The sequence below is a fragment of the Runella sp. genome (genome assembly GCF_965279615.1).
Taxonomy (GTDB): Bacteria; Bacteroidota; Bacteroidia; order Cytophagales; family Spirosomataceae; genus Runella.
In genome coordinates this window covers 3396034-3420388 of record NZ_OZ257252.1, presented here as the reverse complement: position 1 = coordinate 3420388, position 24355 = coordinate 3396034, and the positions used below count along the sequence as shown (strand labels likewise).

The window sequence follows — 24355 nt, the reverse complement described above, 5'->3', positions numbered from 1 at the left end:
ATTCAACACAGCAACAATACGTTTTAAAATCGTCAAGACCCTCTATTTTCGCTCGTATTTGGGTGGGACACTGAATGGGAAACTAAGCTTTTTATCGCTTAATTCTACTTTTTGATGCTTTATTCGGAATACGGTCTGATAAAGTTGATTATCTTTTTGAGATTGATAATCCAACTGAATAAGACTGGTATAAGGAAACAGATAATTGTTCAGATGGGTAAAATCGTCGTAATCAAGCGTGAGAGAATTCTTGGTTGGCTGCTCGGTAACAAGCAATTTTTTCAGACGACGGTTCTGTTCTCCAATGTAATTTTCCAACACTATCTTTCCTTCCTGCTGGCGAAGCATGAAATAGTCTTTTTCCTTTTTAAAGCGTTGATTTTCTTTTTTGGGAATGGGCATATTGCCTATCAAAATAGATTGGATCAGATCGAAACTCAGTTGAAAATTGAATTTTTGACTCAGTGAATTAAAATCGTACAGATAATACTCTTTATGATAACGATCAACGATCTGAATAGAGTCGCGTGTGATGAGACCTCGAACTACTTCAATAGGCCCTGCCACAATTGAAAGCCACAAAACGCTGTCTTTCAGCATTCTGATGTTGACGTTGGCGTTGTCTATGTCTTGATCTTTGCTTTTAAATGACACTTTAGACTTGGCCGTCAGGTACTTGAAATCAACCGTTTCAACGTTTACTTTTGTATCTTCCGTTTCAGAGATCGGCGCGGTTACTACCGTCAATGAATCTTTTTTGGGAGATACATTCGTGTCTTTTTGGACTACGGCAAGACTATCGGATGTTGTTGCGGTTTTACTTTTTTCTCTTGGTCGATGACACGCTGAAAAAACCAGAACCAAGACAAACGCAGTATAGCTCAAAGGAAAGGAAAAAAACGTATTTGCGTCGGGAGAGAGTTTTTCAGCACGAAGATATCCAAGGGAAACGCGGAATGCGTCAACAAAAATTTCTTTAAAGAATGGTACCTTAACTTTCATATTCTGTGGGAAATGACAGGAATTGAATCGGTATTACTCAATCAATTGACCCGTCGCAATTTTTTTATCTATTTGAGACGTGTTCTCACCCATTGTTTTGGCTTTTTTCCATTGCTCCACTGCTTTTTCCCGTTCGCCCAATTGGTAAAGTACATCTCCGTAGTGTTCAATAATCGTTCCACTTACATTTTTGCCGGAAGCAATGGCCTTTTCTAAATTTGTACGGGCACCTTTGTAATCTTTCATTACGTAAAGCACCCATGCATAAGTATCCAAATAGGTTGCATTGTCAGGATTACGGCTTACTACCTGACTGGCCATTTCTTTGGCTCGTTCCAATTTGGCTTTGCGTAACGATAAGAAATAACTGTAATTATTTAGAACACCATCGTTTTTAGGCTCTATCTTGATAGAAGCTTCGTACGATTCATCTGACTTTTCGTGTTCACCCAATCCGTGATAAGCATCACCCAATTGACCATAGATCGCTCCCTGTAATTCTTTATTGTCGGACGTTAGTTTTTGAGCTTCTTCGAGGGCATCGACGGCCTTTTGATAATTACGTTTGACCAAATAGGCTGAACCATTGGAATACCAAAACAGGCCTTGATTGGGGAATGTTTCCAATGCCTGCTCTGAGTGAGCCACCATACTGTCAATTTGATTAAGATCGCCGTCGAGTTGTAAAATCGCTCCCCAGACTTCGTACATTGAACTGTTGATGCGACTGGCTCTTACGTAGGCATCCCGTGCTTCCGCTTTGCGGTCGGCTTTGACCAACAGATCAGCGTACACTACATAGGCTCTCATATCTTTGGGGTGAGCCTTTACGATCTCGGCCGCTCTGTTGAGTACTTCCTGACGGGTAGCTTCGTCTTTTGCTTCACGAAGCAATCCTACCAATGCCTGCATTTTGGTGTCAATGTCAGCATTGGGGTTGTTGAACATTTGCCCGATCTGTTGTTCCGCCGCTTTATTATCTCCGCTTTGACGATAAATATCGGCCAACATCATGCGGGCACCGGCCTCGTCAGGGTTAATTTTAAGCGCTTTTTCAAGTTGTTCTTTGGCTTCTTGAGCGCGTTTGTCCATCATTAATAATTGCGCTAATTCTACCACATATTGGGCTTCGGTCGGCTCGGCATTAATGAGTTTATGGGCTTCTTCAATGGCCTTTTTAGGCTTATCGAGCTTGAGATAAATGCGCTGTTTCTGATGCACCAGATCTTCATCTACACCCAAGGCGCGTTCTACTTCATCGTATGATTTCAGTGCCTCTTCGTATTTTTCATCCAAAATATAAACAGCTGCCAATTCGAGACCATACTCAGCGTTATCGGAATTTTGACGGATTATGCCGCGATAAATTTCGGCCGCTTTGGCATATTTACGTTGTTGAGTATAAATTTCCGCTAACTGAATGGCGTAAAATTTATTCTCCGGCGCAAGCTGAGCCGCTTTTTGTGAAAAAATAGCCGCTTCATCCAAGCGCTCGCGTTTTAGTAGTGTACGCGCCAGTTCGTAATTTAAGGCAGGTACGGCAGCGTCGATCTTTAATGCACTTCGCAAGACACTGTCAGCCCGGAGGTATTCTTCCATGGCAGTATATTTCATACCTTCGGCCAGTAATGATTCTAATTCAAATCGTTGTGATTTTTGGGCGTCGGTTTCACCTACAGGCTTATTTTTTTGGGCCATTGCGAGGTGGCTCAAAAATAAGAATACCCAAACAAAGGGCGTGTGTTTCATTGGTTTCAAATTAATCTCGTTGACTGGTGTGACTGAGGTTCGAAATTGAGATTCAATCTATTATAAAAAACGAGATTAACGAAGCAAAATTGGAAGAATTTAGTCGTTTTACCAAAATTTATACAAAAACCCCTCCTAAACCCTCCGCAACGGCGGCCCGGCCCTATGAGGGAGTAGTTTTTTTGCTTACGACGAAAAAAAAGCATCATTTATCTCCAACCAAACGGGACAATGGTCGGAATGTACTGCATCCGGCAATTGCCGACATGCCGCAAGATAGGGTTGAAGATTATCTGTAACGGAAAGATAATCAATGCGCCAACCTTTGTTGTTGGCTCGGGCACCTGCCCGATAACTCCACCAACTGTATTCCACCAGTTCGGGATTTGTATATCGGAAAGCATCGGTAAAACCATCGGCAAACCACTTTGTCATCCACTCGCGTTCTTCGGGAAGAAATCCCGTCGTATTTTTATTACGGATCGGGTCGTGAATGTCGATTTCCCGGTGGGCAATGTTGTAATCACCGACCACGACAAGATTGGGGCGTGTTTCTTTCAATGTTGTTATCCACTGATGGAAATCGCCCAAAAATTGCATTTTAACTCCCTGGCGTTCGTCGCCACTGGTGCCCGAAGGAAAATATGCATTGACAATGGTTAGGTTACCGATATCGGTGCGGATCACGCGGCCTTCATGGTCGTAAAGGTCAATGCCGCAGCCAATTACGCAATTGTTTACAGAGGCTTTAGAAAAAATAGCCACACCGCTGTAGCCTTTCTTTTGGGCCGCATTCCAACCGGCCAATTGATAGCCTAACGCTTCAAATGCCGATAGATCGACTTGGTCGAGCGTGGCTTTGACCTCTTGAAAGCACAATACATCAAATGACTTTGTGGCAAGCCATTCCATGAGCCCATTGCGCATGGCAGCGCGAATGCCGTTGACGTTGTAAGAAAGAATTTGCATGCGGAACCTCACCCCCTGCCCCTCTCCTTATTCAAGGAGAGGGGTGTTTTTTATAGGGAATGTTTTAGAAGATTTTAAACTCTTATTCCCTCTAAACCGTAGCCGATTTAGCTGATTTTTCGCTGAAGAATAATAGGAAAAGCACTAATACACCTGCAGCAATGGCGGCGGGGACCGTCCAAACACTTAACCAATCCGTTACTTTGTCCGCATTGGTATTAGCGGCTACGACTTGCCCACCCAGCCATGAGCCAATGCCCATGCCGAGGCCGTAAGTAGCCAAGGTAATAAGACCTTGTGCTTGAGCTTTGATACTGTCGCCGGCTTTTGTATCGGTATAAATTTGTCCGGTTACGAAGAAAAAATCAAAACAAACTCCGTGGAGTAAAATAGCCACATAAAGTATCCATTCGCCGGTATTGGCGTCTCCGTAGCCAAAGCAAAGAAAGCGAATGATCCAGGCGATCAAGCCCACAGCCAACATCCATTTAACTCCCAAACGGCTGAATGCCAAGGGGATCAATAGCATAAATACCACTTCTGAGACTTGCCCCAATGACATTTTGTTTTCCACAAATTCCATTCCTGACGCGCGCAATGAAGGGTTTGCATAGGCATAATAGAACGATAAAGGAATACAAATAAGCACCGAGGCAATAAAGAAAATGACAAAAGAGCGATTTTTAAATAACGTAAAAGCATCAGCTCCAATGATTTGACCAACATTTATCGGGCCTGTGGCGCGAGGAGGTGTATTGGGTAAGGTAAAGGCCAATAACCCTAAAATGAGCGATGTTACGATAGAGATTTGAAAGATGGTGACTTGATCGCCTACGTTGAGAAAACCAATTAAGTTGGTCACGGCGATCCACGCAAGCGTACCCATCACCCGAATGGTAGGGAAATCTTTTTCGGGAGACGCAATGTGTCGCATAGAGATAGATGTCGTGAGGGCGATACAGGGTGCAAAACATAAACAATAGGCTAAAATAACCCAGAAAAAACTTGTGGTATCGGTGATCTGTGAAAGTATGAACAGCAACCCTGCTCCTATTAAATTCAGTACTCCCAATACTTTTTGGGCGGCAAAATAACGGTCGGCCACGGCTCCGATGAAGGGAGAAATGATCATGGCGATGGAAAAAGCAAGATAGGCGTTACCGATTTGGTCGCCGGTTGCGTTGAGTTGTTTGCCGAGATAAACACTCATTTGACCGTACCAAGATCCCCACGTAAAAAACTGGAGGAACATCATTAACATCAATTGTATCCGGACGGAAGACTTCATAGGTGTTTTAGGGTTGAGTTTTGAAATGGCGAAATTGAAGGATTTTGGTTAGAAATTCAAATGCTTTGTAAATTTGACTCTATGAATCCTTATACTGCGCCGGAATAGCTTGCCATTGACCATGTAAAGTTAAGAAGGAGATTGAGTCGTTGAAGCGAGAGTTTTATTGATTTAAAGAAAAAATACAAACACGGGGTCTTTTGAAGGTATATTGTTGAGCTGTATCGACCGGACTTGATTGGCGAGTGTACCTTCCAACTCCGTTTCATTTACTTTTTACTGAACCGGCGCAATTACCTACCGATACGCCACCGGTTATGTATAGTTTTTTCTAATTTTAACCGATCCGATTTTAGGAGCGCTTATGATTAACTATCGACTCGTTGCTCACCCCTCATTCCACATTACATGAAACAATTTAGAAAATGGCTGTATCACACAATCTTCGAAGCAGAGACCATTGAAGGTAAACTGTTTGACATCACCCTGTTGAGTCTCATACTGCTGAGTTTTGCTTTGGTGATGCTCGAAAGTATCCGGTTGATATACGCCCTATACGGAAGCACGTTTTATACTGTTGAGTGGATATTGACCATTTTATTTACGATTGAATACGCTTTGCGCCTTTATTGTGTACCCAACAAGCGGAAATTTGTTTTCAGCTTTTACGGTATCATTGATTTTCTCTCCGTTTTTCCTTTTTATCTTGCGTTGTTGTTTCCTGCTTTGCATTTTCTGGGGGTTCTGCGTGTGTTTCGCCTGTTACGGATCTTCCGCATTTTCAATCTTGTTCACTTTTTGGAAGAAGGAAATGTATTGATGGAGTCGCTGTGGAAGAGTCGCCGAAAAATCATCATTTTCCTTTTTTTTGTACTGCTGCTTACTGTCATTTTGGGTTCGGTCATGTATGTCATAGAAAATGAAAAAAATGAGGCATTCAGCAGTATTCCCCAAAGTATTTATTGGGCCATTGTCACATTGACAACTGTAGGGTATGGAGATATTTCGCCTATTACCACGATTGGTAAAATGTTCGCTTCGCTGATCATGATCCTTGGTTATGCAATCATAGCCGTACCTACGGGTATTGTTACGGCCAACGTAATTAATGCCTCCCGGGCTGAAACCACGCGTACCTGTCCCAACTGTCTTCGTCAGGGACATGACTCCGATGCAGTGTTTTGCAAGTACTGTGCCTATGAGTTAAGGCAATCACCACTTTGAAGTAGATTAATACGGTTTGACTGAAATTTAAACCTGATGCAGAACAAACAACTTTGGATTTTTAGCCAATATAATTTTATAAAAACAATTTCGCTCCAAAAACGCTGACAGGGAAAGAACTGATTGATAATGAGCTCTCTTCCATTTAACACTTATCAGGATAAGGTCGAATAGGCAATTCGATTTTTCGTGTAATTTTCGGTTTATTGATTAATGTAAATGTTATCTCCTTCTACGAGCTCTTCAATTGCATTGTTAATAAAAACCTCTTCGGTTTCTGCCTTTATAAGGTTATATCGGGTAGCTAACTCCACCTCTGCCGGATCGTTAGCGGTGTTTAAACATTGGTAAATCTGATTTTCTTTTATAGAATGAACTTTAGCTTCGACTTGATCTTTGGCGGTGTACAAATACGCTAAAAGTTCCTGTTGCTTATTGGAGAGTTCAAAGCTCAGTATTTTTACGAGATGAGGATGCAGGTCTTTTCGAACCTCTTTACGAATAGTCTTTAACTTTCCGGATAATGTTAAGTTAAGATCCAGTGCTACCCTGTAATACGCGTCGTTGTAATAGGCAATAATTTTTGCAACAGTTTTCATAACGTATTTATTGGTTAGAGCATACATCGGTATTTTTTGATATATACAAATAATATACCAAAAGTATAATTTTAGCCCCCGAATAAGTATTTTTTTTTGCAAAAAAATGCTTTAAATATGACGCTTTTTCTTAATTAGGTATATAAATTGGCTTTTCTGCCTGAAAGGCTAAAAAGCCAATCTTTATCCATTGCAGTCTCTATTGAAAACCTGCGATCACTTATAACGGATTTACTGCAATGATTTTTTTAGTGCCTGTCAAATAAAGTATTGATTGTTAGGAGATTATAATTAAAAAACGATATTCTTTATTAAAATATTTGTTCTGTTTTCTCAGTTACAGCCATTTACTTTTGCTGAAAAAGTGCTTCCCTGCAATGCTTCAAATCCTTTTTCCAGAAGGATGGATTTGCCGGATTGAAAAGTCGCGGGAGCGTTGGGAATGACTAAGTTATTTCCTCTGATGGCCTGCTGTGCCTGAACGGTTGTCGCGGCCGAGGTAGGAGTATTGACTGTTACATTATCGGGGCAAGGCACATTTTCGACAAATTTTGATAACGCTCGTACATAGGCTGCTTGGGTATAAATGCCGATCTCGGAAATCGTCCACGAGTTTTGGGGGTAACTTGTATTCCAATCTTTGTAACTTTTTTGGGCGGGATTATTTTGAGGTGGAGAAATCGTGCTTCCGTAGCTTGGATCAGGTGCGTAGGTAGGATTGGCTCCACCCGGTACAAATCCCGGCGGCGGGCCGGTGGGAGAGGTTAGGGCATTGTCGTAAACGGTACCGTCGCCAAACCAACTGTGGTAGATCTCGTTGATAGAGGAGTCTGCTTTGCTGTCATACATATTGGTTAGGTATACTTTTCCAATGGGATTTACGCCGTGAAAATAATGCACAAATCCACGCGACGCATTTTCATAGTTGGTGGCATTGGCGGCATTCAGGCTGTATTTGACCATGGCGTAATACATCGAACCTTTGTGTCCTTTGGTCGTATTGGAACCCCATGTATAATCACTCGTTTTTAAATAGGCCCGGTACGCGTCGGTATTTCCGGTAAAACTCGGCAGATTTTCATCGGTATTTTGCAACGAACTTGTGTACTTATTTTTGATGGCAGCGGCTACGGTTGCGGTAGCACCCGCAGTGAAAGCATAATAAAGAAGTGCGTCCTGATACCCTGCTTCAAACGGATAGGCAAAGGTCCATTGAATAAGATGAGCATTGGCATAACTTCCATCAAAAGCTGTTTTGTAGGTTTCATTGCCCGTTAATGCAAAGAGATAAGCGGCGGCGGAGAGTTTCAGCGCAGTTTGGTAATCATAGGCGGCACGCTCGGGGTTAGCGCTTTGAAATCCTGCATTAGTATATACGACGTTGGGATTGGCAGCGGCCCATGTCCACGCATTGATAGCGGCAGTTTGCAGGGTAGATGTGTAACTGCTCAACGAAGGAGTTGAGCCAAATACAATAGCAGCATGGGCAAAGACCGAAGCCGCCGTAAGAGTCGAGGACGTAGAAGCGGGGCCATAACGTCTTGCTCCCAAATCGGCGCTTGGCGGCGATGTTGCCGAAAAATCGGTTACGCTGACTTTATTAAGCACAGAGCCGTCAGCATTTTGCATTTTCAACAACCAATCCAACTCCCATTTGATCTCATCTAAAATATCAGGCACGTTATTTCCTGATTCCGGAATGCCGAAATCATCAGTCCAAATGCCGGGCTTTTCCTGATAGGCATACAGCAGATCATGCACGGGTTCGTACGTAAAATTGGTGTATTTGTTGTAATCACCTGCATCGTGCCAGCCGCCCGAAAGATTTTTGGCAAGGGAAGCATTACTGACATCCGTGACCAATCGACAATCCAAATCCTGATTGGCGTGTGTGTGGCAGGCCGTATTGTCATTCCATTTTTTACCACCAAAATACGTAGCCTTAGCTATGCCGCAACGCTGATAGAAAAAAGCTCGCACCGCGTGTTTCAGCACGTTTTTGTACACATCCTGACGTATTTCAAAAGCAAATGACTGCTTGTTTTGGGCGGCATCATAAATATAATATTCGCCGTTGGTGGTTAACGCCGAAAAATCAAACCACCACACTTTATCGCCTGATTGGTCGTGCGTGGCACCTCCATTCCAAGTAGTTATACTTCCTGAAAATACAGATACATTATCGAATAGCCGTCTGATTTCCAGGGTAGAAGAAGGAGTAAAAGCGTTATTGACGGAATTATACCCCGAAATAGGATTGCTGATAACGGCTATTTTCTGCGCGTTGGTTTGGTAACCAAACTGGTCAATTTTGAAATGAGTATCGACCACAGGTGCAGTATTGACTCCTCCGACGGTAATGACCGATGCGGCTGTTTGGCTACTGTTACAACCAAAGCATTTGGCGGTATACGTTGTATTAACGGAAGGGATGATATTGACGGAATTTGCCCGCACTCCCGTTGACCATAAAGGCAATGCTCCTGCCGGGCAATTGCTTGCGCTGATGAGTTGACTTTGCCCTGTAGTAATGGATGCGCTTGGCGGCGTGACAGTTGGCGGCGTTAAAACAGGCGTACTAAATGTTGATAAACTAAAGGTTTTGACAAAATTCCAAACCTCAGTGGGCGTATCGTAGCCACCATTTGCCAATGTTGCCCAACCATGCCCCCAACCTTTAATGGCAGCGAGAATTACCTTTTTATTGGTTGAACAAAAGCTCAGGTTATCCACCGAAGCATTGTAGGCCGTGGTGGTATAAGCAGAAATATTGCAATTTAGGGAGCCATAACTTGATTCGGGCCACACCCACGAAGGAGGAGAAGCAGGAGAATAATTAGGAATGGGAAAATCGACAGTGCCATCGGCCGTACCGTGGATGTGTAAAATCGGAACTTTAACGGAAGCACCGCTACTGAAGTACGTGTTTAAATAACTGTTTTCGCCCCAAACACTCGCTGCTACCGGAGCGAAAGCCGCTATTTTGTTATTGAGTGCAATGCTCAGAAAATAGCACATGAACCCACCGCCTGAATGTCCGGTAACGTATACCCGATTTCGATTAATGGCGTAATTATTGGCAAAATAATCAATCAGGTCAGAAGTGAACTGTACGTCATCGGCGGCATTGGTTTCGCCCGAAGGGGCAAAACCCGGTTGATTGTCGGCGTATTTGTTCCACTGAAGAGAACCCCAAATCGTAGTGGAATTGGGATAAACAACAATGAAGTTTTGGCTATTGGACAGCGCATCAAAACCGGCATAACTTTGAATACCTGCACCTGTGCCACCGTCGCCGTGATAGACGATGAGCAGTGGTAAATTACAATCGGGGTTGGCATTGGGCAAATGGAATACAAAGCTTCTGTTGATTCCTCCCGAAGTAAGGCTTCCTGAACCGTTGAGTTGGGCAAATGCCGTGGAAGCAAAAAATAGGCAAACAATAAAGATCCTCATCGCCGCAGTCGTTGAATATTATGTAAATCTAACGTTTTATCTTTTTGAGCGAGCGGTATTTTATTAAGCGGGAATTGAAAAACGAGAAGGATAAAAGAGAAAACGTTTGAGACAATGAAATTGAAATAAAGGGCTGTTTACCGAAAAAAAATCAAATGGCTGACTATACTTAAGCTTTTGTATTTTTGCTCCATGAAGCAACTCATCCAAAACCTTAAAAACGGTCAAACCATCTTAGAAGAAGTGCCTGCGCCGCAGGTAAAACGAGGAGCCATTCTGATTCAAACGCGCCGCAGTTTGGTTTCCTTGGGAACCGAACGAATGCTTGTGGAATTTGGTAAAGCAAACCTCATCGAAAAAGCTCGCCAACAACCCGACAGGGTCAAAATGGTTTTGGATAAGATCAAGTCTGATGGCCTGGTGCCCACGTTGGAGGCGGTTTTTAATAAACTTGGACAACCGCTTCCGTTGGGTTATTGCAATGTAGGTCAAGTCATTGCCGTGGGCGATGGCGTCACTGATCTTCGGATCGGTGATCGTGTGGCTTCCAATGGCCCGCACGCGGAAATCGTTTGTGTACCCCGAAATTTGGTTACTAAAATTCCCGATACAATTTCTGACGATGAAGCCGCATTTACCGTCATTGGCTCCATTGGTTTGCAGGGTGTGCGATTGCTAAATCCAACGTTGGGCGAAACTGTTGTGGTGATTGGGTTAGGATTGATCGGTTTGTTAACGGCTGAATTGCTTCGTTTGAACGGCTGCCGAGTCATTGGTTTTGATTTTGACGAAAATAAACTGCGCATTGCCCGTGAAAAAGGAATTTTGGTGGCTAATCCCGCCGCAGGAACTGATCCTGTGAAATGGGTAGAAAGCCTGACCAACGGTGTAGGAGCAGATGGGGTGGTGATCACGGCTTCTACTAAAACGGATGAAATTATCTCGCAAGCGGCTCGCATGTCGCGCAAACGTGGGCGTATCATTTTGGTGGGTGTCATTGGACTGAATTTAACGCGGGCTGAGTTTTATGAAAAAGAGCTTTCGTTTCAGGTTTCCTGCTCATACGGCCCGGGGCGCTATGACGATGATTATGAGCAAAAAGGAATGGATTATCCGTTGCCTTTTGTGCGTTGGACGGAAAATCGAAATTTTCAAACCATTCTGCAATTGATGGAGTCGGGCTTGCTCGATGTAAAGCCGCTCATTACGGAAGTGATACCGTTGGAAGAATATAGTAAAATTTACGGAGATATGGGCAAAGGAGGTGCTATTGCGTCCTTGCTGGCCTATCCTGAAAAGATTTCTACAGAACGTACCGTCCGCCATCATGATATTTCTTTTACAGGTCGAAAAGGTATTATTGGCATTATTGGTGCTGGAAATTTTACAAAAATGACCTTACTTCCTGCTTTGAAAGGCGCAACGACAATAAAATACATTGCCAGTGCAAATGGTTTGTCAGGGACAGCATTGGCGCAAAAACACGGCATTGCGCACAGTACGACCGACTATCACGAGCTATTGAGAGATGAAGAGGTAGATTTGGTGATGATCACTACCCGCCACAATCAACATACCCGTTTGACGATAGAAGCGTTGAATGCGGGCAAACATGTGTTTGTAGAAAAACCGCTGGCAATTTTTGAGGAAGAGTTTTCCGAACTTCTCGAACGGCTGCAACTTTCCGAAAATTCTAAACCGCGGGGCGGCCCTGTTTCGGGAAGTTCGGAAAAAGAAGCATTGAGTATTATGGTAGGTTTTAACCGCCGTTTTTCACCACATGCTCAAAAAATGAAATCACTTTTGGGAGATGCCCCCATGAATATCATCGCTACTATGAATGCAGGTTTTATTCCTGCTAACTCATGGGTGCACGACCGTGCTGTCGGCGGAGGGCGCATTTTAGGCGAAGCCTGTCATTTTATTGATCTGATAACCTTCTTAACAGGCAGTCGCGTCACGGCAGTATGCATGAATGCGATGGGGCCGCATCCGACCGAAACGACCGACAATGCCACCATTTTGCTGCGGTACGAAAACGGCTCAACGGGCGTCATCAATTATTTTTCCAACGGCAACAAGGCTTATTCCAAAGAGCGGGTAGAAGTATATTCGCAGGAACGCACGTTGATATTGGATAACTTTCGAAGCTTGGAAGGATATGGATTTAAAGGCTTTTCCAAACTCAAAACCAATCAGGACAAAGGGCATAAAACGCAGTTTCAGGAGTTAATGAAACGTATTCAAACAGGGGGCACTCCGTTGATTCCGTTGGATGAAATTATCAATACAACAGAGGCGGCTTTTGCTGCTATTCGAAGCTTAAAAGAAAATACATGGGTATCTCTGAAAGAATAAAAGTACTTAGGTGTCCGAAGAGCTGTGCGCCCCGTTTAAACCGTCAGACGCCTAAGTAACCGGTCTTTCTTTTTTATTCTCCATCATCAACCCGACCATCATGACCAGCGCAGATAAAATGATGATTTGAATAATAAGGGATTTGTTGACCAACGGAATAGTCTGAGATGCCGGAATGCTCAAAAACAATAAAATGGTAATCAATCCGCGCGGAGCGATAAAAAGCAACGGAGAAAGGTCCATTTTGTAGAATTTAAGCAGAATTGCCCGTAAACAGAAGATATTTATTACAATTCCTATCGCCCAAATCAGCGTATCGGTATTCAAAATTTCGGAAGTTTCCATCAAATAACCGAAAAGCAGAAAAAACAGCACCCGAATCACGAATGTTGCTTCAATCGTGATTTCCTTAAATTTTTTTACTTCGCGGTCGAGCAGGTCGGGTTTGAGTCGTTGGATCCATTTAAACTGTTTCATTTCGTCAAGGTTCCCCAAGAAAAGCCCGAAAATGAGTATAAAGACAAGGGAGGGCAGATGATAGATTTTGGAGATATTATAGATCAAGATCACCAAAAGAATAATAGGCGCGAATTTGATATGATGGTCGATTTTACTCAGTAAATAGGATAAGCCGCCTGTTGCCAGAAAAGAGACAAGGACGATGGTAAATAGTTGGGCAAAAAAATGCCAAACGGAATTAAAACCGAACGTATCATTGAGCGCTACAAAATTGAAAAACACAACGCCTAAAATATCGGAAAGGCTGCTTTCGTAAATGATAAATTCTTTTTGGTAACCCGGTAGATTTTTAACGCTCGGAATGGCAATGGCGCTGCTGATCACGCAAAGCGGCACCACGTTGGTTAGACAATCTTTAAAACTTCCTCCCTGCCAGTAATACATTGCTCCCGCAACTCCAAACGCCAGCAATAACATGGGAATTAATGCTACTCCGAAAGATTTACGGATAAGAGGGAATTTAGAGGCATTCAACTCCAATTCCAGAGAGCCTTCCAACACAATAAGAATCAGACCAATGGTTCCCAGAATGGGCAGAATAGAGCTTAGATTCGGAATGGAAAGGTCGATAGTGAGTGCAATTTGCTTAACTAACCACCCCATCAAGAGCAAGAGAATAACGGACGGAACTTTGGTTTTGGAGGAAGTAACGTCAAAAACATAGGCAAGAAGAACCAGAACACAGACCGTGATGATGATTGCTGTTGTCATGTATAGAATGGTTGGATACTTTACAATACTAACAAACCATTGTGTAAAAACAAAGGGTTAAGCCGTTAACGGCTTAACCCTTTGTTTTAAATAAAACGAAACGTCAGTGAGGTTTGAACCTCACTGACGTTAATCGGTACTACAAATTAAATCCGAAGGAATATATATCTTCAGGATAGTCTAAATACAGACCTTCCATCTGAACACGTGCGCCTTTTTTCTCGGCTAAAGCTGCTTTCAATTCTTTGACAGTGCGCACGGCTTTATCGTTTACTTTGGTAATGATAAAACCTTCTTCAACGCCTACGCGAGCCAATTTGCCGGCTTCCATGGCGGTTACCTTAACACCACCGGTGATGTTGGAGCGTTGAAGGCGTTGTACTTCGCGCGGGTTGAGGTCGCTGAATTGCGCACCCAATGAATTAAGCGCTACATCAGCTTCGTCAGTTTTGATGATTTCGCGGCCTCCTTCACGATTGCGAAGCATTACGCTGTAATCTTTCACGCTTCCGGCACGGTTAACGGTCAACACAACACTTTCGCCGGGACGTTTACGTGCTACCAGTTCGCGGAATTTAGGATCAGAATCTACGTCGATGCCATCTACTTTAGTGATAACATCGCCCACTTTTAAGCCGGCATCTTTGGCGGCGCTGTTGCCTTCGCCAAAGCCCTGTACGTAAATACCTGTTGCCACTTTTACATCATATTGTTCCGCTTTTTTGCTGTCTAATTCTTCAGGAATAATGCCGATGTAACCGCGTTGAACGCCGCCGAATTTGATGATGTCGCTGGAAACTTTTTTCACTAAGCTGGAAGGAACCGCAAACGCATATCCTGCATAGCTGCCCGTTGGACTGGCAATGGCGGTATTGATCCCTACTAATTCTCCTTTGAGGTTGACCAATGCACCGCCCGAGTTGCCGGGGTTAACTACTGCATCCGTTTGAATAAACGATTCGAGTGGAGTATCACCTTTAAATTGACTGCCACGAGCGCGTGACTGCTGTTGGAATTTCTCGGCAAGGATACCGATACCGCGCCCTTTTGCGCTTACAATTCCTGCCGTAACGGTTGATTCCAAGTTGAACGGATTCCCTACCGCCACTACCCATTCGCCTACTCTGATAGCATCAGAGTTGCCAAATGTCAATGAAGGAAGATCTTTGGCCGGAATTTGAATAACCGCAATATCGGTAGAGGGGTCAGTACCAATAACTTTTGCTTTGTAAGTACGCTTGTTGGACATCACTACTTCCAATTCTTCCGCGCCTTCCACTACGTGGTTGTTGGTGACGATGTAGCCATCAGGGCTTACAATAACGCCTGAACCGGAAGACTCCTGTTTTTGCGGGCCGCCGCGACGCATTCCAAAATCTTCGCCAAACAGATCAAAGATGTCCATACCGCGTTGCTGCGCCTGGCGTGTTGCCGACGCTTTAATGTGTACTACCGCAGGGGTTGAAACTTCTGCCGCATAGGTAAAGTCAGCAACCGCGCCGGGAGTTGGTCCGCCCGTAAAACGATTCATGGAAGGAGCGCTTGCTTCGGTAAAGACAACATCTTTATTGTTGTCAAGACCGCCTAAGAACTTAACACTTCCTACGGTAACAGCACTTGAAATGAGTCCAACCAATGCCAATGATTTCCAATTTTGATTCATGACTTTTATGATTTGGTTTTGGTTTTAGTAACTAATGAGTTTAATTTTTTTGTTTTTAAAATGAACTGTCAAAAATGCACCGACATAACGTTTCTGCCAAGATGATCGGTGCCCAAATTTCTACTTTTTAACACTTTTTAACAAACAAAAGTTTGTTGCTGATTTAGATATAAAAGAATAATGCAAGCGGGTTTTAACTGTCAAATTGTCACCTACTTGCAGGGCTTTTATGAGGTAATGTCGCCAACGGCTGACGAATTTTCTGCTATATTTGTGGCTCAATTGCCAATTTAACGTTTTAGGGAATTTTGGGGAATATCAAATGTAGTTGTTTTTCCCCGTTTTTCGATGAACAATTGCAATTGATAACTAACTCAAACATAACGAAATAGTGGGGCGAATTCTTGCCATTGATTATGGCTCAAAACGAACCGGACTGGCAGTCACCGACCCGTTGCGGATCATTGCAACGGCGCTCGAAACGGTACGTTCGTTTGAGCTGATTGATTTTTTGAAACGTTATACGACAACTGAAACCGTAGATGTATTCGTGGTTGGGATGCCCAAAACTTTGGAAAATACCGACACCAACAATACACACTTAGTGAAAGGGTTTATTAAGCAACTCAAAAAGGCGTTCCCTGATACACCCGTGCACGAACACGACGAGCGTTTTACCAGTAGGATGGCGTTGCAGACAATGATCGCAATGGGTTCCAAAAAGAGTGAACGCCGCGACAAAGGCAACATTGACAAAGTGAGTGCCACTATTATTTTGCAGTCGTTTATTGAAAGCCAACGATGAAACCTTAAGATGGGTGTTTTGCCCTGTAAACCATTAAAAGGACAATGATTTTTCCAATAGTAGCTTATGGCGATCCGGTATTACGAAAAGTGGCTCGCCCCATCGAAAAAGACGAACTCAATCTGCCTGAGCTGGTAGACAATATGTATCAAACTATGTACGATTCTTCAGGGATCGGTTTGGCCGCTCCGCAAATCGGACAAAGTATCCGTTTGTTTGTAGTAGACGGTACGCCTCTCAATGAAGATGAAGAAGAGGAAGACAAAGACCCGAGTTTGGAGGGCTTTAAAAAAGCGTTCATTAATCCGGAAATGGTAGAAGAGACGGGCGAGGAATGGGCTTTTGAGGAAGGCTGTCTCAGTATTCCGGGTATTCGCGCCGATGTGTATCGCCCTGAAGTAGTCAAAATCAAATACCGCGACATTGACTGGAACGAACGCATCGAAACCTACGAAGGCATGGCAGCTCGGATCATTCAACATGAGTACGACCATTTGGAAGGAAAACTCTTCACGGATTATTTGCCCATGCTGAAAAGACAGATGCTCAAAAAACGGCTGGCCGATATTACAAAGGGCAATGTCAAAGTGGATTACAAAATGAGATTTCCTAAATAGTGCCAAGTATAGAGTATGGTGAATTGAGTACTCGGTTTTCGGATCTTTACAGGCTACTCACTACTTGATACTCATTACCAAATTCGTATGCAAGAACTTCGCCGAGTTGCCAAAAATGTTCTTTTTATTGACCTGGAAACGGTGTCAGGAAAAGCGTCGTTTGATCTGTTGGATGAACGGATGCAGGAGCAATGGCAGCGTAAAGCGGCTAATATTCGCAACGACGACCACGTATCGCCCTTTGACCTGTTTTATCGGCGGGCCGCCATTTATTCTGAGTTTGGCAAAATCATCTGCATTGGTGTCGGAGCGCTGTATTGGAACAACTCCGATGATCTGCCACGCTTTAAAGTAAAGTCCATTGCCGGCGATGATGAAAAAGCTATTTTGTTGGAATTTAAAGAGTTGATCGAAAAATATCCACAAAATCAATTGATTCTCTGTGCGCACAACGGCAAAGAATTTGACTTTCCTTTTTTGTGCCGTCGCATGCTTGTTAACGGAATTACACTTCCTGATTCGCTGAAACTTTCGGGCAAAAAACCGTGGGAAATCCTGCACCAGGATACGCTGGATATGTGGCGCTTCGGGGATTATAAGAGCTTTGCCCAATTGGATCTGCTGGCGGCTTTGTTCGGTATCCCGAGCAGCAAATCTGACATTACCGGCGAAGACGTAACGCGGGTTTATTACGTTGAAAAAGACCTTGACCGCATCCGTCGTTACTGCAAAGAAGATGTAGTGGTATTGGCGCAGTTGTGGCTTCGCCTCAATCAGCACGATACCGTCAGGCCCGAATTGATCGTGCGGGCAGAATAGCTTTCTGAATTTTCGTTAATCATCATAAACTAATATCCGCTCATGAGAAAACAACTGCCTCTTCTATTCGTAGTAGGCTTCTTCTGCTATGCTTCTGCTTTTGCGCAGGAAAAAGTAGACCTTGAAATGGTCAAAAAAATCCGCGACGAAGGGCTGCAACGCTCCAAGGTAATGGATCACGCTTTTTATTTGACCGATGTCTCAGGACCGCGTTTGCAGGGTTCGCCCGGTTGGATGCGTGCCGCCAAATGGGCACAAGCCAAACTGACTGAATGGGGATTGACCGATGCCCGTCTGGAAGCGTGGGGCGAATTCGGGAAAGGTTGGGAGCTTGAAAAAAGCTACATCGCCATGACCGCACCTTATTACAAGCCTTTTATTGCGGTTCCCAAAGCTTGGTGTGGCGGTTCGGATGGCTTCAAACAGGCTGATATTCTGTATTTTTCGGAATCAGATACCACGGCCATTGAAAATATGAAGGGAGCATTGAAAGGAAAGATCATCCTGATCGACCGCCTGACTGAAAACATCAAACAATCTTTTACCGGCGATTCGAGAAGATATACAGACGAGGACTTAGCTAAGATGGCCGCCGGAAACAGCAGCCGTGGAGAAGGTCAAATGTCAGATTCGTTGCGCCGAAATTTGATCCAGACCATGCGTCGACGCGGTACAATGAGTTCGAAAATGCGTGAAATTGCCAAAAGGGAAGGTGCCTTAGCTATTCTGAGTATGACAGCTACGGGGAAAGACGGAACGGTATTTGTGAGCGGTGCCGGTTTTGGCGTTCAGAAAACATCGGCACCTGCCGAAATGCTTGATATGATGCTTTCCGCCGAAGATTATCTCATGCTGTGCCGTTTGGCAAAAGCGGGTATTCCGGTGAAATTGGAAATGGATGTTAAAACAAAATTCTATACGGACGACACCCAAGGGTACAACGTTTTGGCCGAAATAAAGGGCACCGATTCAAAGTTGAAAGAGGAAATCGTAATGGTTGGCGCGCACTTGGATTCATGGCATTCTGCGACAGGCGCTACAGACAATGCCGCCGGCTCAGCCGTGATGATGGAAGCTGTTCGCATTCTGAAAGCACTTAATATCAAGCCTCGCCGAACCATCCGAATCGGTCTGTGGAGTGCTGAAGAAGAAGGTCTTTTAGGCTCGGCAGGGTATGTGAAAAAACATTTTAAAGAAGAAGGAGCGGAGAAAAATCTCGCCAACTTTTCGACCTATTTCAACCTTGACAACGGTACCGGAAAAGTAAGAGGTGTTTATTTGCAGGAGAATGAAGATGCACGCCCTGTTTTTGAAAAATGGTTGGAACCATTCAAGGACTTAGGCGCTACCACTATTACTAAAAGCAACACGGGAGGTACCGATCACCTTTCGTTCAATGGAGTAGGGCTTCCCGGTTTTCAGTTTATTCAGGATCCCCTTGAATACAATACACGGACGCACCATACCAACATGGATACCTACGATCACCTGATTCCTGAAGATCTTAAACAAGCCGCTACTGTGATTGCCGCTTGCGTCTACCAAGCTGCCATGCGCGACGAGAAAATGCCGCGCAAGGCGAAATAAAGCAGTCGCTCGCGTCCCGCGAGTGACGACTATTTTGAGGCCTCCGGCCGGCTGTTTTATTCAGGCCGGAGGCCTTTTAATAATCGTCACTCGCGGGACGCGAGCGACTGCTGAGTTTAGCGACTGCTGAGTTTTAGGTTAATTTTAAGGGCAATGTTCTTAATCTTTTACCTGTCAAATCAAACACGGCTGCCGCAATCGCCGGAGCAACGGGTGCCAACGGCGGTTCACCCACGCCATACGGTTCTTCGTGACCTTCTACAATAACCACCTCAATGTCAGGAGTATCTGACAGCATTGCCATGGGATATCGGTGAAAATTAGTCGTCGCTATTTGCCCGTCTTTCACTTGCAAACCTTCGTACAATGCTGCTGTAACTCCCATCATCGTAGCGCCTTCTACCTGCTGACGAATTCCTTCGGGATTGATGGCAAAGCCGGCATCAATGACCTGCGTTACTTTTTTTACCTGAATTTTATTGTCTACAACGCTGATTTCGGCCATGACGGCGGAAATGGTTTTGCGGTCATTGCAAATAGCTACGCCTCGCCCAATTCCGGTTGCTTTTGTAGTTTTCCAGCCACTTTTTTCTTTCAAGGTTTCCAACACTTTAACATACCGTTCATTGATCTTCTCATTTCCTTTGAGCAATTCCAGTCGTAACTCAATCGGGTCTTTTCCTGTTTTGTGGGCCAGTTCGTTCATGAAACTCTCAATCGCGAAGGTGTTTGGAAACATTCCGACGCTACGCCAAATACCCGTTATCACCGGTAATTTAGTTTGCCAAACTGCCGTAGATTTATTTTTGATGTTGTATAAAATACTTGCACCATGACCTGCTGAGACAAAATCTGAGCCAAAAAGCGATAAAGCTGCCGTTCCTGCCATGGATTCAAGAACCATATCCGGAGTAGCCTGATTGTGGCTAATGGCTTCAATGTTACCGTCTTTTCCAATTTTCGCTTCCAATACGTGGTGGGTGTTGGGGCGATAAACACTATTCTGAAATTCCTGCTGACGGGTATTGAACACATGAACGGGTTTGCCGATGACCTTTGAAATCAAAGCCGCCTGTGAAGCATTATTTACGAGGCCTCGGCGCCCAAATCCTCCGCCTATATACGCAAGTTCCAGGTTGACTTTGTCATCGTCTAAATCAATCGCTTTGGCCACCGTCCCTTTTACCATGCTTGGCATTTGGGTGCCGATGGTAACCGTAGCTTTGTCTTTTTCCACGTGCGCAACGCTGCCGTTGGGTTCCATGTGGGCATGGGCGGCCATGGGGGTTCGGTATTCCTGCCTGAAAGTCGATTCTTTATTCTTTTCAAGAATCCCTTCCGCGTCTCCTTGTTTTTGCACATTAACGGCATTTCCCTTGCCTACCGTCACGATTTCTTCAAAATCAGCCTGCTGCCATTTCTTCGGAACGTCCCATTCGGCCTGTATTTTGTGTAAAGCTGTTTCGGCAGCGTAACGATTTTTGGCGACGACGGCAACCAGCTCTTTTTCTTCAATGATTTTGACCACATCGGCCGATTTGGCGGCTTCTTTGGTGTTGATGCTTTTGAGAGTTCCGCCAATGTAAGGCGATTGCAAAATTAGGGCATACAGCATATCGGGTACACTTTTGTCGATGGCAAAAAGGGGCTTACCCAGTACTTTTGCTTTTAGATCAACCCTTTTTGCTTCTTTACCAACGTATTTGAACGAAGAAACAGGTTTTAATACCGGCGTTTTCGGAATGTCCCATTGTTGGGTAGAACGAGCTACTTCGGCGTAGGTCATTTTTTTAGTACCCGAACTCAATACTCCGTTTTGGGCTGTAACTGAACTTTCGGCTACTCCCCACTGCCTTGCTGCGGAATTTTTCAGCATTTCCCGCATCGTGGCCGCTACTTCCCGAATAGGGATAAACAGAGAAGAGGTTGAATTGCTTCCCCCGGTTGCCATGTCAACCGGACCTTTTAAGGTGCTCGCATGCTCTACTCGCATTTGACTGAGGGGTACTTCCAATTCCTCCGCTGCCAACATGGCAAATCCCGTAAAAATCCCCTGACCCATTTCCACTTTGGGCGATTTCAACAGAATGGTATTGTCGGGCAATACCTCAAACCAGAAATCAGGTTGATAGGTGGAGATCATTGAAGGAAAATCCAGACTTTCAACAGTTTGTGCGGCATAGCGCCGCATCATGCCGCGCCCTAAATAAGCAGTTACTACGGTGCTGCCCAGTATAATTGCTCCGCGTTGCAAAAACTTACGACGGGAAAATTTCTTCTTCATGGGTTTATCTTCGGTTGCCATGGCTTAAATAGTAACGGTTTGGTTAAGTTCAGCGGCTCTTTTGATGGCTTTCAGGATGCGCGGATGCGTGCCGCAGCGGCAAATATTGCTGATGTTGTTTTTGATGTCTTCGTCGGTTGGATGGGGGTTTTTGGCAAGCAGACCGGCGGCGGCCATCATAAATCCGGGCTGACAATACCCGCATTGAGGTACGTTTTCTTCCATCCATGCCTGTTGGATCGGATGAAGTTGCTCTTCACTTTTTGATAAACCTTCCAACGTAGTGACCTCTTTTCCTGCCGCATAGCTCGCCGGAATAGAGCAGGAACGGTAAACTTCACCATCAATGTGCAATGTACAGGCACCGCACAGGGCAGCGCCACAACCGAATTTTGTGGCTTTGAGGTTTAGCTCATCACGAACTACCCAAAGCAAAGGCATGTCAGGATCAACGTTCACTTTTGCCGTCTTACCGTTTATTTTGAAATTGATTTCCATTGAGTTTAGTTAATTAATATATTTCTAGATTGACTAATCACTCTACCAATAAAACAAATTTTTATCCCTTTTTTGTCAAAGGAACAAAGTCTTTTATCTCCAATACAGACTTTTCATAGCCTTTTGTGGCAACGTAGATCATAGCCTGGCCTAATTCCGCTAACGTACTTACAAAGTTTGGAAAAAACTTGCGCGCGAATGGATACATCCAACTGATGTATTTGTAAGCAGGAAGAGTATTTTTCAAACCCGGCGTAGAGTGCATATACCCCGGGCGGAAATTATACACGGCTTTGAAAGGTAATTTCATCAAATCGTTTTCGGTTTTGCCTTTTACCCGCGCCCACATACTGCGACCTTTTTCGGTGCTATCAGTACCACTGCCGGATACATAACAAAAGGTCATGTCAGGGTTGAGCTTACTTAATGTTGCCGCCACGTGCATTGTAAGGGTATAGGTCATTTTGGTATATTCTTCCTCTTTCATCCCAACAGAAGAAACTCCTAAACAGAAAAAACAGGCATCATACCCCTTTAATTGCGCTTTGATGGGAGAAATGTCAAAGAAATCTTTGTGAATGATTTCCTTCAATTTGGGATGAGTAATGCCCGAAGGTTTACGGTTAATGATCAAAACCTCTTCTACTTCAGGACTTTGCAGGCATTCGTGCAAAACTCCTTCGCCCACCATGCCGGTGGCGCCTGTTACTATGGCCTTTATTTTCTTGATTTCTTTCATCGTTATTTTGATTCGGTTAGCATATCCCAAAGCATTTCAAAGCTATGTTCGATAATGGTTTTTTGTTCATCCGGAGGTAAGTTGGAAACGTAACTATAAATTCCCATAATGTGACTGTTGACCAAGGTATAATGCAGGTCGGTGGGTAGATCTTTGATGATTTTTTCCGCTTTTGCTTTTTCGATCAATTGAATAGCCTGATGTGACTGTTCCTGTAAAATAGCTTCCGGTATTTGAGAAATATGAGGTGAAAAAAGCACCTGTTGGATGTAGTGATTCTTTTCCCGATTGTCTAATGCCCAGTAAATAAAATAGATAAATAGTTTTTTCAGCGTGACCTCAATACTGTCGTCGGGACTGATGTGTGAAAATAAATAAGTGTTTAAATCATTTTTGATGGCAATATATAACTCCTTGATTAGCTCTTCTTTGGTGGCGAAATAATGAAAAAGGGTTCCGTTGGAAACACCCGCTTCTTTGGCAATTTTACTGGTTGGGGTACCATGAAAACCAAACTCCACAAAAAGGGTTAGCGCACTCGCCAGTATCTGCTCTCTTTTATCCATTTATAATAGATTGACTAATCACTCTACAAAAGTAAAGCCTGTTTTTGATTTTCCAAATTTGTTTCAGGATTTTATTGTTGACATCCAAGTTTCTATACTTTCGCCACCGTGGTCTGTGTCTCCACCTAAAGTATATGCACAAATTCACAGTTAATTTTTTCACCGAAACCGCTCAGCTTCTTGGCATAATAATCCACTTGGGTATCCCTTGCCAATTGGCCCAATAATTCATCCGGAATTAAGGCCAAAATTTCCTTAATTTTCATTCTGCAAAATTAAATACCTAAATCTTCCGAACACCATTGGTGATAACACCCACAACGGCGCAGAGATTAAGCGGCAATATTTCTACCAAGAGCCGCCAACGCCTTCTTGACACTTCGTAACAAAGACCGTCTTTGAGCCAGATCTCCTTTCGTGATCTCCCTACTGCAACAATGTCCGATACATTGACCACGTGGCCTTTATGAATACGAATAAAGCCGGCAGGTAAGACTGACTCATAATTGCCCAACGATTTGGTAGAGGTGTATGTGCGGCCATCCATGAGCACAAAAACAGTGTAGTTACCCTTTCCTTCCAGCCGCTGCACTTGTGACCACTCAAAGGGCAGGTGGTGATTATAATTATAATAGGAAGCCGGTATTTGTATCATTATGCGCTGTTTTGTTAATTCTGTGGATAACCCGCACTAATCTGCGCTGTAAACACCGTAGCCTCCGCCTTGAAGCCCGGCAGCAGCGTTACCGAACGGTCTCGGTCTCTTGTTTATGTCACATTGGCGTTGGTAATCTGATTGGTGGTAGTAATGGCGCCTGCCGCAAAATTGGCACTGCCCGAGCTGATGTTGGTGCTGATGGGTAAGCTCGTTATGGATGGCTACTCCGGGCCCTTCACGCACC

Annotated in this window: 20 protein-coding genes; 6 read left to right on the top strand and 14 right to left on the bottom strand. The window is 44.1% G+C overall.

The features are described from left to right. Positions 1-42: 42 nt before the first annotated feature. The 4 genes from ACQY73_RS14440 to ACQY73_RS14425 form a co-directional block, all read right to left on the bottom strand. Entirely contained in the window at positions 43-1002 is a 960-nt protein-coding gene (locus tag ACQY73_RS14440; RefSeq protein ID WP_428667243.1) for a DUF4292 domain-containing protein, read from the bottom strand. Positions 1003-1035: 33 nt separating this feature from the next. Further along, positions 1036-2751, bottom strand: coding sequence for a tetratricopeptide repeat protein (locus ACQY73_RS14435; protein WP_428667241.1), 1716 nt, complete (start codon positions 2749-2751; stop codon positions 1036-1038). A 186-nt stretch (positions 2752-2937) separates the two neighbouring features. Beyond that, on the bottom strand, positions 2938-3720 hold the full coding sequence (locus ACQY73_RS14430; RefSeq protein ID WP_428667239.1) for an exodeoxyribonuclease III: 783 nt from the start codon (positions 3718-3720) through the stop codon (positions 2938-2940). A gap of 91 nt (positions 3721-3811) precedes the next feature. Then, positions 3812-5008: an MFS transporter gene (locus ACQY73_RS14425; protein ID WP_428667237.1), complete on the bottom strand. Its 1197-nt coding sequence runs from the start codon at positions 5006-5008 to the stop codon at positions 3812-3814. A 408-nt stretch (positions 5009-5416) separates the two neighbouring features. Between ACQY73_RS14425 and ACQY73_RS14420 the strand changes: the two genes are divergently transcribed. After that, positions 5417-6232, top strand: coding sequence for an ion transporter (locus ACQY73_RS14420; RefSeq protein ID WP_428667235.1), 816 nt, complete (start codon positions 5417-5419; stop codon positions 6230-6232). A 203-nt stretch (positions 6233-6435) separates the two neighbouring features. Here ACQY73_RS14420 and ACQY73_RS14415 read toward each other — a convergent pair whose 3' ends face one another. Both ACQY73_RS14415 and ACQY73_RS14410 read right to left on the bottom strand, forming a co-directional pair. Beyond that, complete coding sequence (locus tag ACQY73_RS14415; protein ID WP_428667233.1) at positions 6436-6831, bottom strand: hypothetical protein; 396 nt, start codon at positions 6829-6831, stop codon at positions 6436-6438. A 333-nt stretch (positions 6832-7164) separates the two neighbouring features. Continuing rightward, positions 7165-10287, bottom strand: a complete 3123-nt coding sequence (locus tag ACQY73_RS14410) for a glycoside hydrolase family 9 protein (RefSeq protein ID WP_428667231.1) — start codon at positions 10285-10287, stop codon at positions 7165-7167. Between the two features lie 192 nt (positions 10288-10479). On the opposite strand from ACQY73_RS14410, the gene ACQY73_RS14405 reads away from it, so the two are divergent. Continuing rightward, positions 10480-12645, top strand: a complete 2166-nt coding sequence (locus ACQY73_RS14405) for a bi-domain-containing oxidoreductase (RefSeq protein ID WP_428667229.1) — start codon at positions 10480-10482, stop codon at positions 12643-12645. 51 nt (positions 12646-12696) lie between these two features. On the opposite strand, the gene ACQY73_RS14400 is transcribed toward ACQY73_RS14405, so the two are convergent. After that, positions 12697-13875 (bottom strand): sodium:proton antiporter, encoded by a 1179-nt coding sequence (locus ACQY73_RS14400; RefSeq protein ID WP_428667227.1) that lies wholly within the window; start codon positions 13873-13875, stop codon positions 12697-12699. Positions 13876-14014: 139 nt separating this feature from the next. Further along, positions 14015-15538: a trypsin-like peptidase domain-containing protein gene (locus ACQY73_RS14395; RefSeq protein WP_428667225.1), complete on the bottom strand. Its 1524-nt coding sequence runs from the start codon at positions 15536-15538 to the stop codon at positions 14015-14017. Positions 15539-15929: 391 nt separating this feature from the next. Here ACQY73_RS14395 and ruvX point away from each other — a divergent pair, with 391 nt between their 5' ends. The 4 genes from ruvX (at position 15930) to ACQY73_RS14375 (ending at position 19366) form a co-directional block, all read left to right on the top strand. Beyond that, positions 15930-16343: a Holliday junction resolvase RuvX gene (ruvX, locus tag ACQY73_RS14390; RefSeq protein WP_428667223.1), complete on the top strand. Its 414-nt coding sequence runs from the start codon at positions 15930-15932 to the stop codon at positions 16341-16343. A 44-nt stretch (positions 16344-16387) separates the two neighbouring features. Continuing rightward, complete coding sequence (gene def, locus ACQY73_RS14385; RefSeq protein ID WP_428667221.1) at positions 16388-16960, top strand: peptide deformylase; 573 nt, start codon at positions 16388-16390, stop codon at positions 16958-16960. 87 nt (positions 16961-17047) lie between these two features. Continuing rightward, complete coding sequence (locus ACQY73_RS14380; RefSeq protein ID WP_428667219.1) at positions 17048-17779, top strand: 3'-5' exonuclease; 732 nt, start codon at positions 17048-17050, stop codon at positions 17777-17779. 42 nt (positions 17780-17821) lie between these two features. Beyond that, on the top strand, positions 17822-19366 hold the full coding sequence (locus ACQY73_RS14375) for a M20/M25/M40 family metallo-hydrolase (protein WP_428667217.1): 1545 nt from the start codon (positions 17822-17824) through the stop codon (positions 19364-19366). Positions 19367-19499: 133 nt separating this feature from the next. On the opposite strand, the gene ACQY73_RS14370 is transcribed toward ACQY73_RS14375, so the two are convergent. From ACQY73_RS14370 to ACQY73_RS14345, 6 genes are all read right to left on the bottom strand, one after another. Beyond that, positions 19500-21671 (bottom strand): molybdopterin cofactor-binding domain-containing protein, encoded by a 2172-nt coding sequence (locus ACQY73_RS14370; RefSeq protein ID WP_428667215.1) that lies wholly within the window; start codon positions 21669-21671, stop codon positions 19500-19502. A gap of 3 nt (positions 21672-21674) precedes the next feature. Next, positions 21675-22148: a (2Fe-2S)-binding protein gene (locus ACQY73_RS14365; protein WP_428667213.1), complete on the bottom strand. Its 474-nt coding sequence runs from the start codon at positions 22146-22148 to the stop codon at positions 21675-21677. Positions 22149-22209: 61 nt separating this feature from the next. Continuing rightward, positions 22210-22887: an NAD-dependent epimerase/dehydratase family protein gene (locus ACQY73_RS14360; protein WP_428667211.1), complete on the bottom strand. Its 678-nt coding sequence runs from the start codon at positions 22885-22887 to the stop codon at positions 22210-22212. 2 nt (positions 22888-22889) lie between these two features. Next, a complete protein-coding gene (locus ACQY73_RS14355; RefSeq protein WP_428667209.1) occupies positions 22890-23453 on the bottom strand; it encodes a TetR/AcrR family transcriptional regulator in 564 nt (187 codons plus the stop codon). A gap of 125 nt (positions 23454-23578) precedes the next feature. Beyond that, complete coding sequence (locus ACQY73_RS14350) at positions 23579-23719, bottom strand: hypothetical protein (RefSeq protein WP_428667207.1); 141 nt, start codon at positions 23717-23719, stop codon at positions 23579-23581. Between the two features lie 17 nt (positions 23720-23736). Further along, positions 23737-24108, bottom strand: a complete 372-nt coding sequence (locus ACQY73_RS14345) for a LytTR family transcriptional regulator DNA-binding domain-containing protein (protein ID WP_428667205.1) — start codon at positions 24106-24108, stop codon at positions 23737-23739. Positions 24109-24355: the final 247 nt, after the last annotated feature.

Excerpts from the sequence above, each read along its gene's own strand:
- ACQY73_RS14420 (WP_428667235.1), top strand. The coding sequence starts at position 5,417 with ATGAAACAATTTAGAAAATGGCTGTATCACACAATCTTCGAAGCAGAG.
- ACQY73_RS14440 (WP_428667243.1), bottom strand. The coding sequence starts at position 1,002 with ATGAAAGTTAAGGTACCATTCTTTAAAGAAATTTTTGTTGACGCATTC.
- ACQY73_RS14430 (WP_428667239.1), bottom strand. The coding sequence starts at position 3,720 with ATGCAAATTCTTTCTTACAACGTCAACGGCATTCGCGCTGCCATGCGC.
- ACQY73_RS14410 (WP_428667231.1), bottom strand. The coding sequence starts at position 10,287 with ATGAGGATCTTTATTGTTTGCCTATTTTTTGCTTCCACGGCATTTGCC.
- ACQY73_RS14435 (WP_428667241.1), bottom strand. The coding sequence starts at position 2,751 with ATGAAACACACGCCCTTTGTTTGGGTATTCTTATTTTTGAGCCACCTC.
- ACQY73_RS14375 (WP_428667217.1), top strand. The coding sequence starts at position 17,822 with ATGAGAAAACAACTGCCTCTTCTATTCGTAGTAGGCTTCTTCTGCTAT.
- ACQY73_RS14350 (WP_428667207.1), bottom strand. The coding sequence starts at position 23,719 with ATGAAAATTAAGGAAATTTTGGCCTTAATTCCGGATGAATTATTGGGC.
- ACQY73_RS14425 (WP_428667237.1), bottom strand. The coding sequence starts at position 5,008 with ATGAAGTCTTCCGTCCGGATACAATTGATGTTAATGATGTTCCTCCAG.
- ACQY73_RS14345 (WP_428667205.1), bottom strand. The coding sequence starts at position 24,108 with ATGATACAAATACCGGCTTCCTATTATAATTATAATCACCACCTGCCC.
- ACQY73_RS14355 (WP_428667209.1), bottom strand. The coding sequence starts at position 23,453 with ATGGATAAAAGAGAGCAGATACTGGCGAGTGCGCTAACCCTTTTTGTG.
- def (WP_428667221.1), top strand. The coding sequence starts at position 16,388 with ATGATTTTTCCAATAGTAGCTTATGGCGATCCGGTATTACGAAAAGTG.
- ACQY73_RS14360 (WP_428667211.1), bottom strand. The coding sequence starts at position 22,887 with ATGAAAGAAATCAAGAAAATAAAGGCCATAGTAACAGGCGCCACCGGC.
- ACQY73_RS14380 (WP_428667219.1), top strand. The coding sequence starts at position 17,048 with ATGCAAGAACTTCGCCGAGTTGCCAAAAATGTTCTTTTTATTGACCTG.
- ACQY73_RS14395 (WP_428667225.1), bottom strand. The coding sequence starts at position 15,538 with ATGAATCAAAATTGGAAATCATTGGCATTGGTTGGACTCATTTCAAGT.
- ACQY73_RS14365 (WP_428667213.1), bottom strand. The coding sequence starts at position 22,148 with ATGGAAATCAATTTCAAAATAAACGGTAAGACGGCAAAAGTGAACGTT.
- ACQY73_RS14370 (WP_428667215.1), bottom strand. The coding sequence starts at position 21,671 with ATGGCAACCGAAGATAAACCCATGAAGAAGAAATTTTCCCGTCGTAAG.
- ACQY73_RS14415 (WP_428667233.1), bottom strand. The coding sequence starts at position 6,831 with ATGAAAACTGTTGCAAAAATTATTGCCTATTACAACGACGCGTATTAC.
- ACQY73_RS14405 (WP_428667229.1), top strand. The coding sequence starts at position 10,480 with ATGAAGCAACTCATCCAAAACCTTAAAAACGGTCAAACCATCTTAGAA.
- ACQY73_RS14400 (WP_428667227.1), bottom strand. The coding sequence starts at position 13,875 with ATGACAACAGCAATCATCATCACGGTCTGTGTTCTGGTTCTTCTTGCC.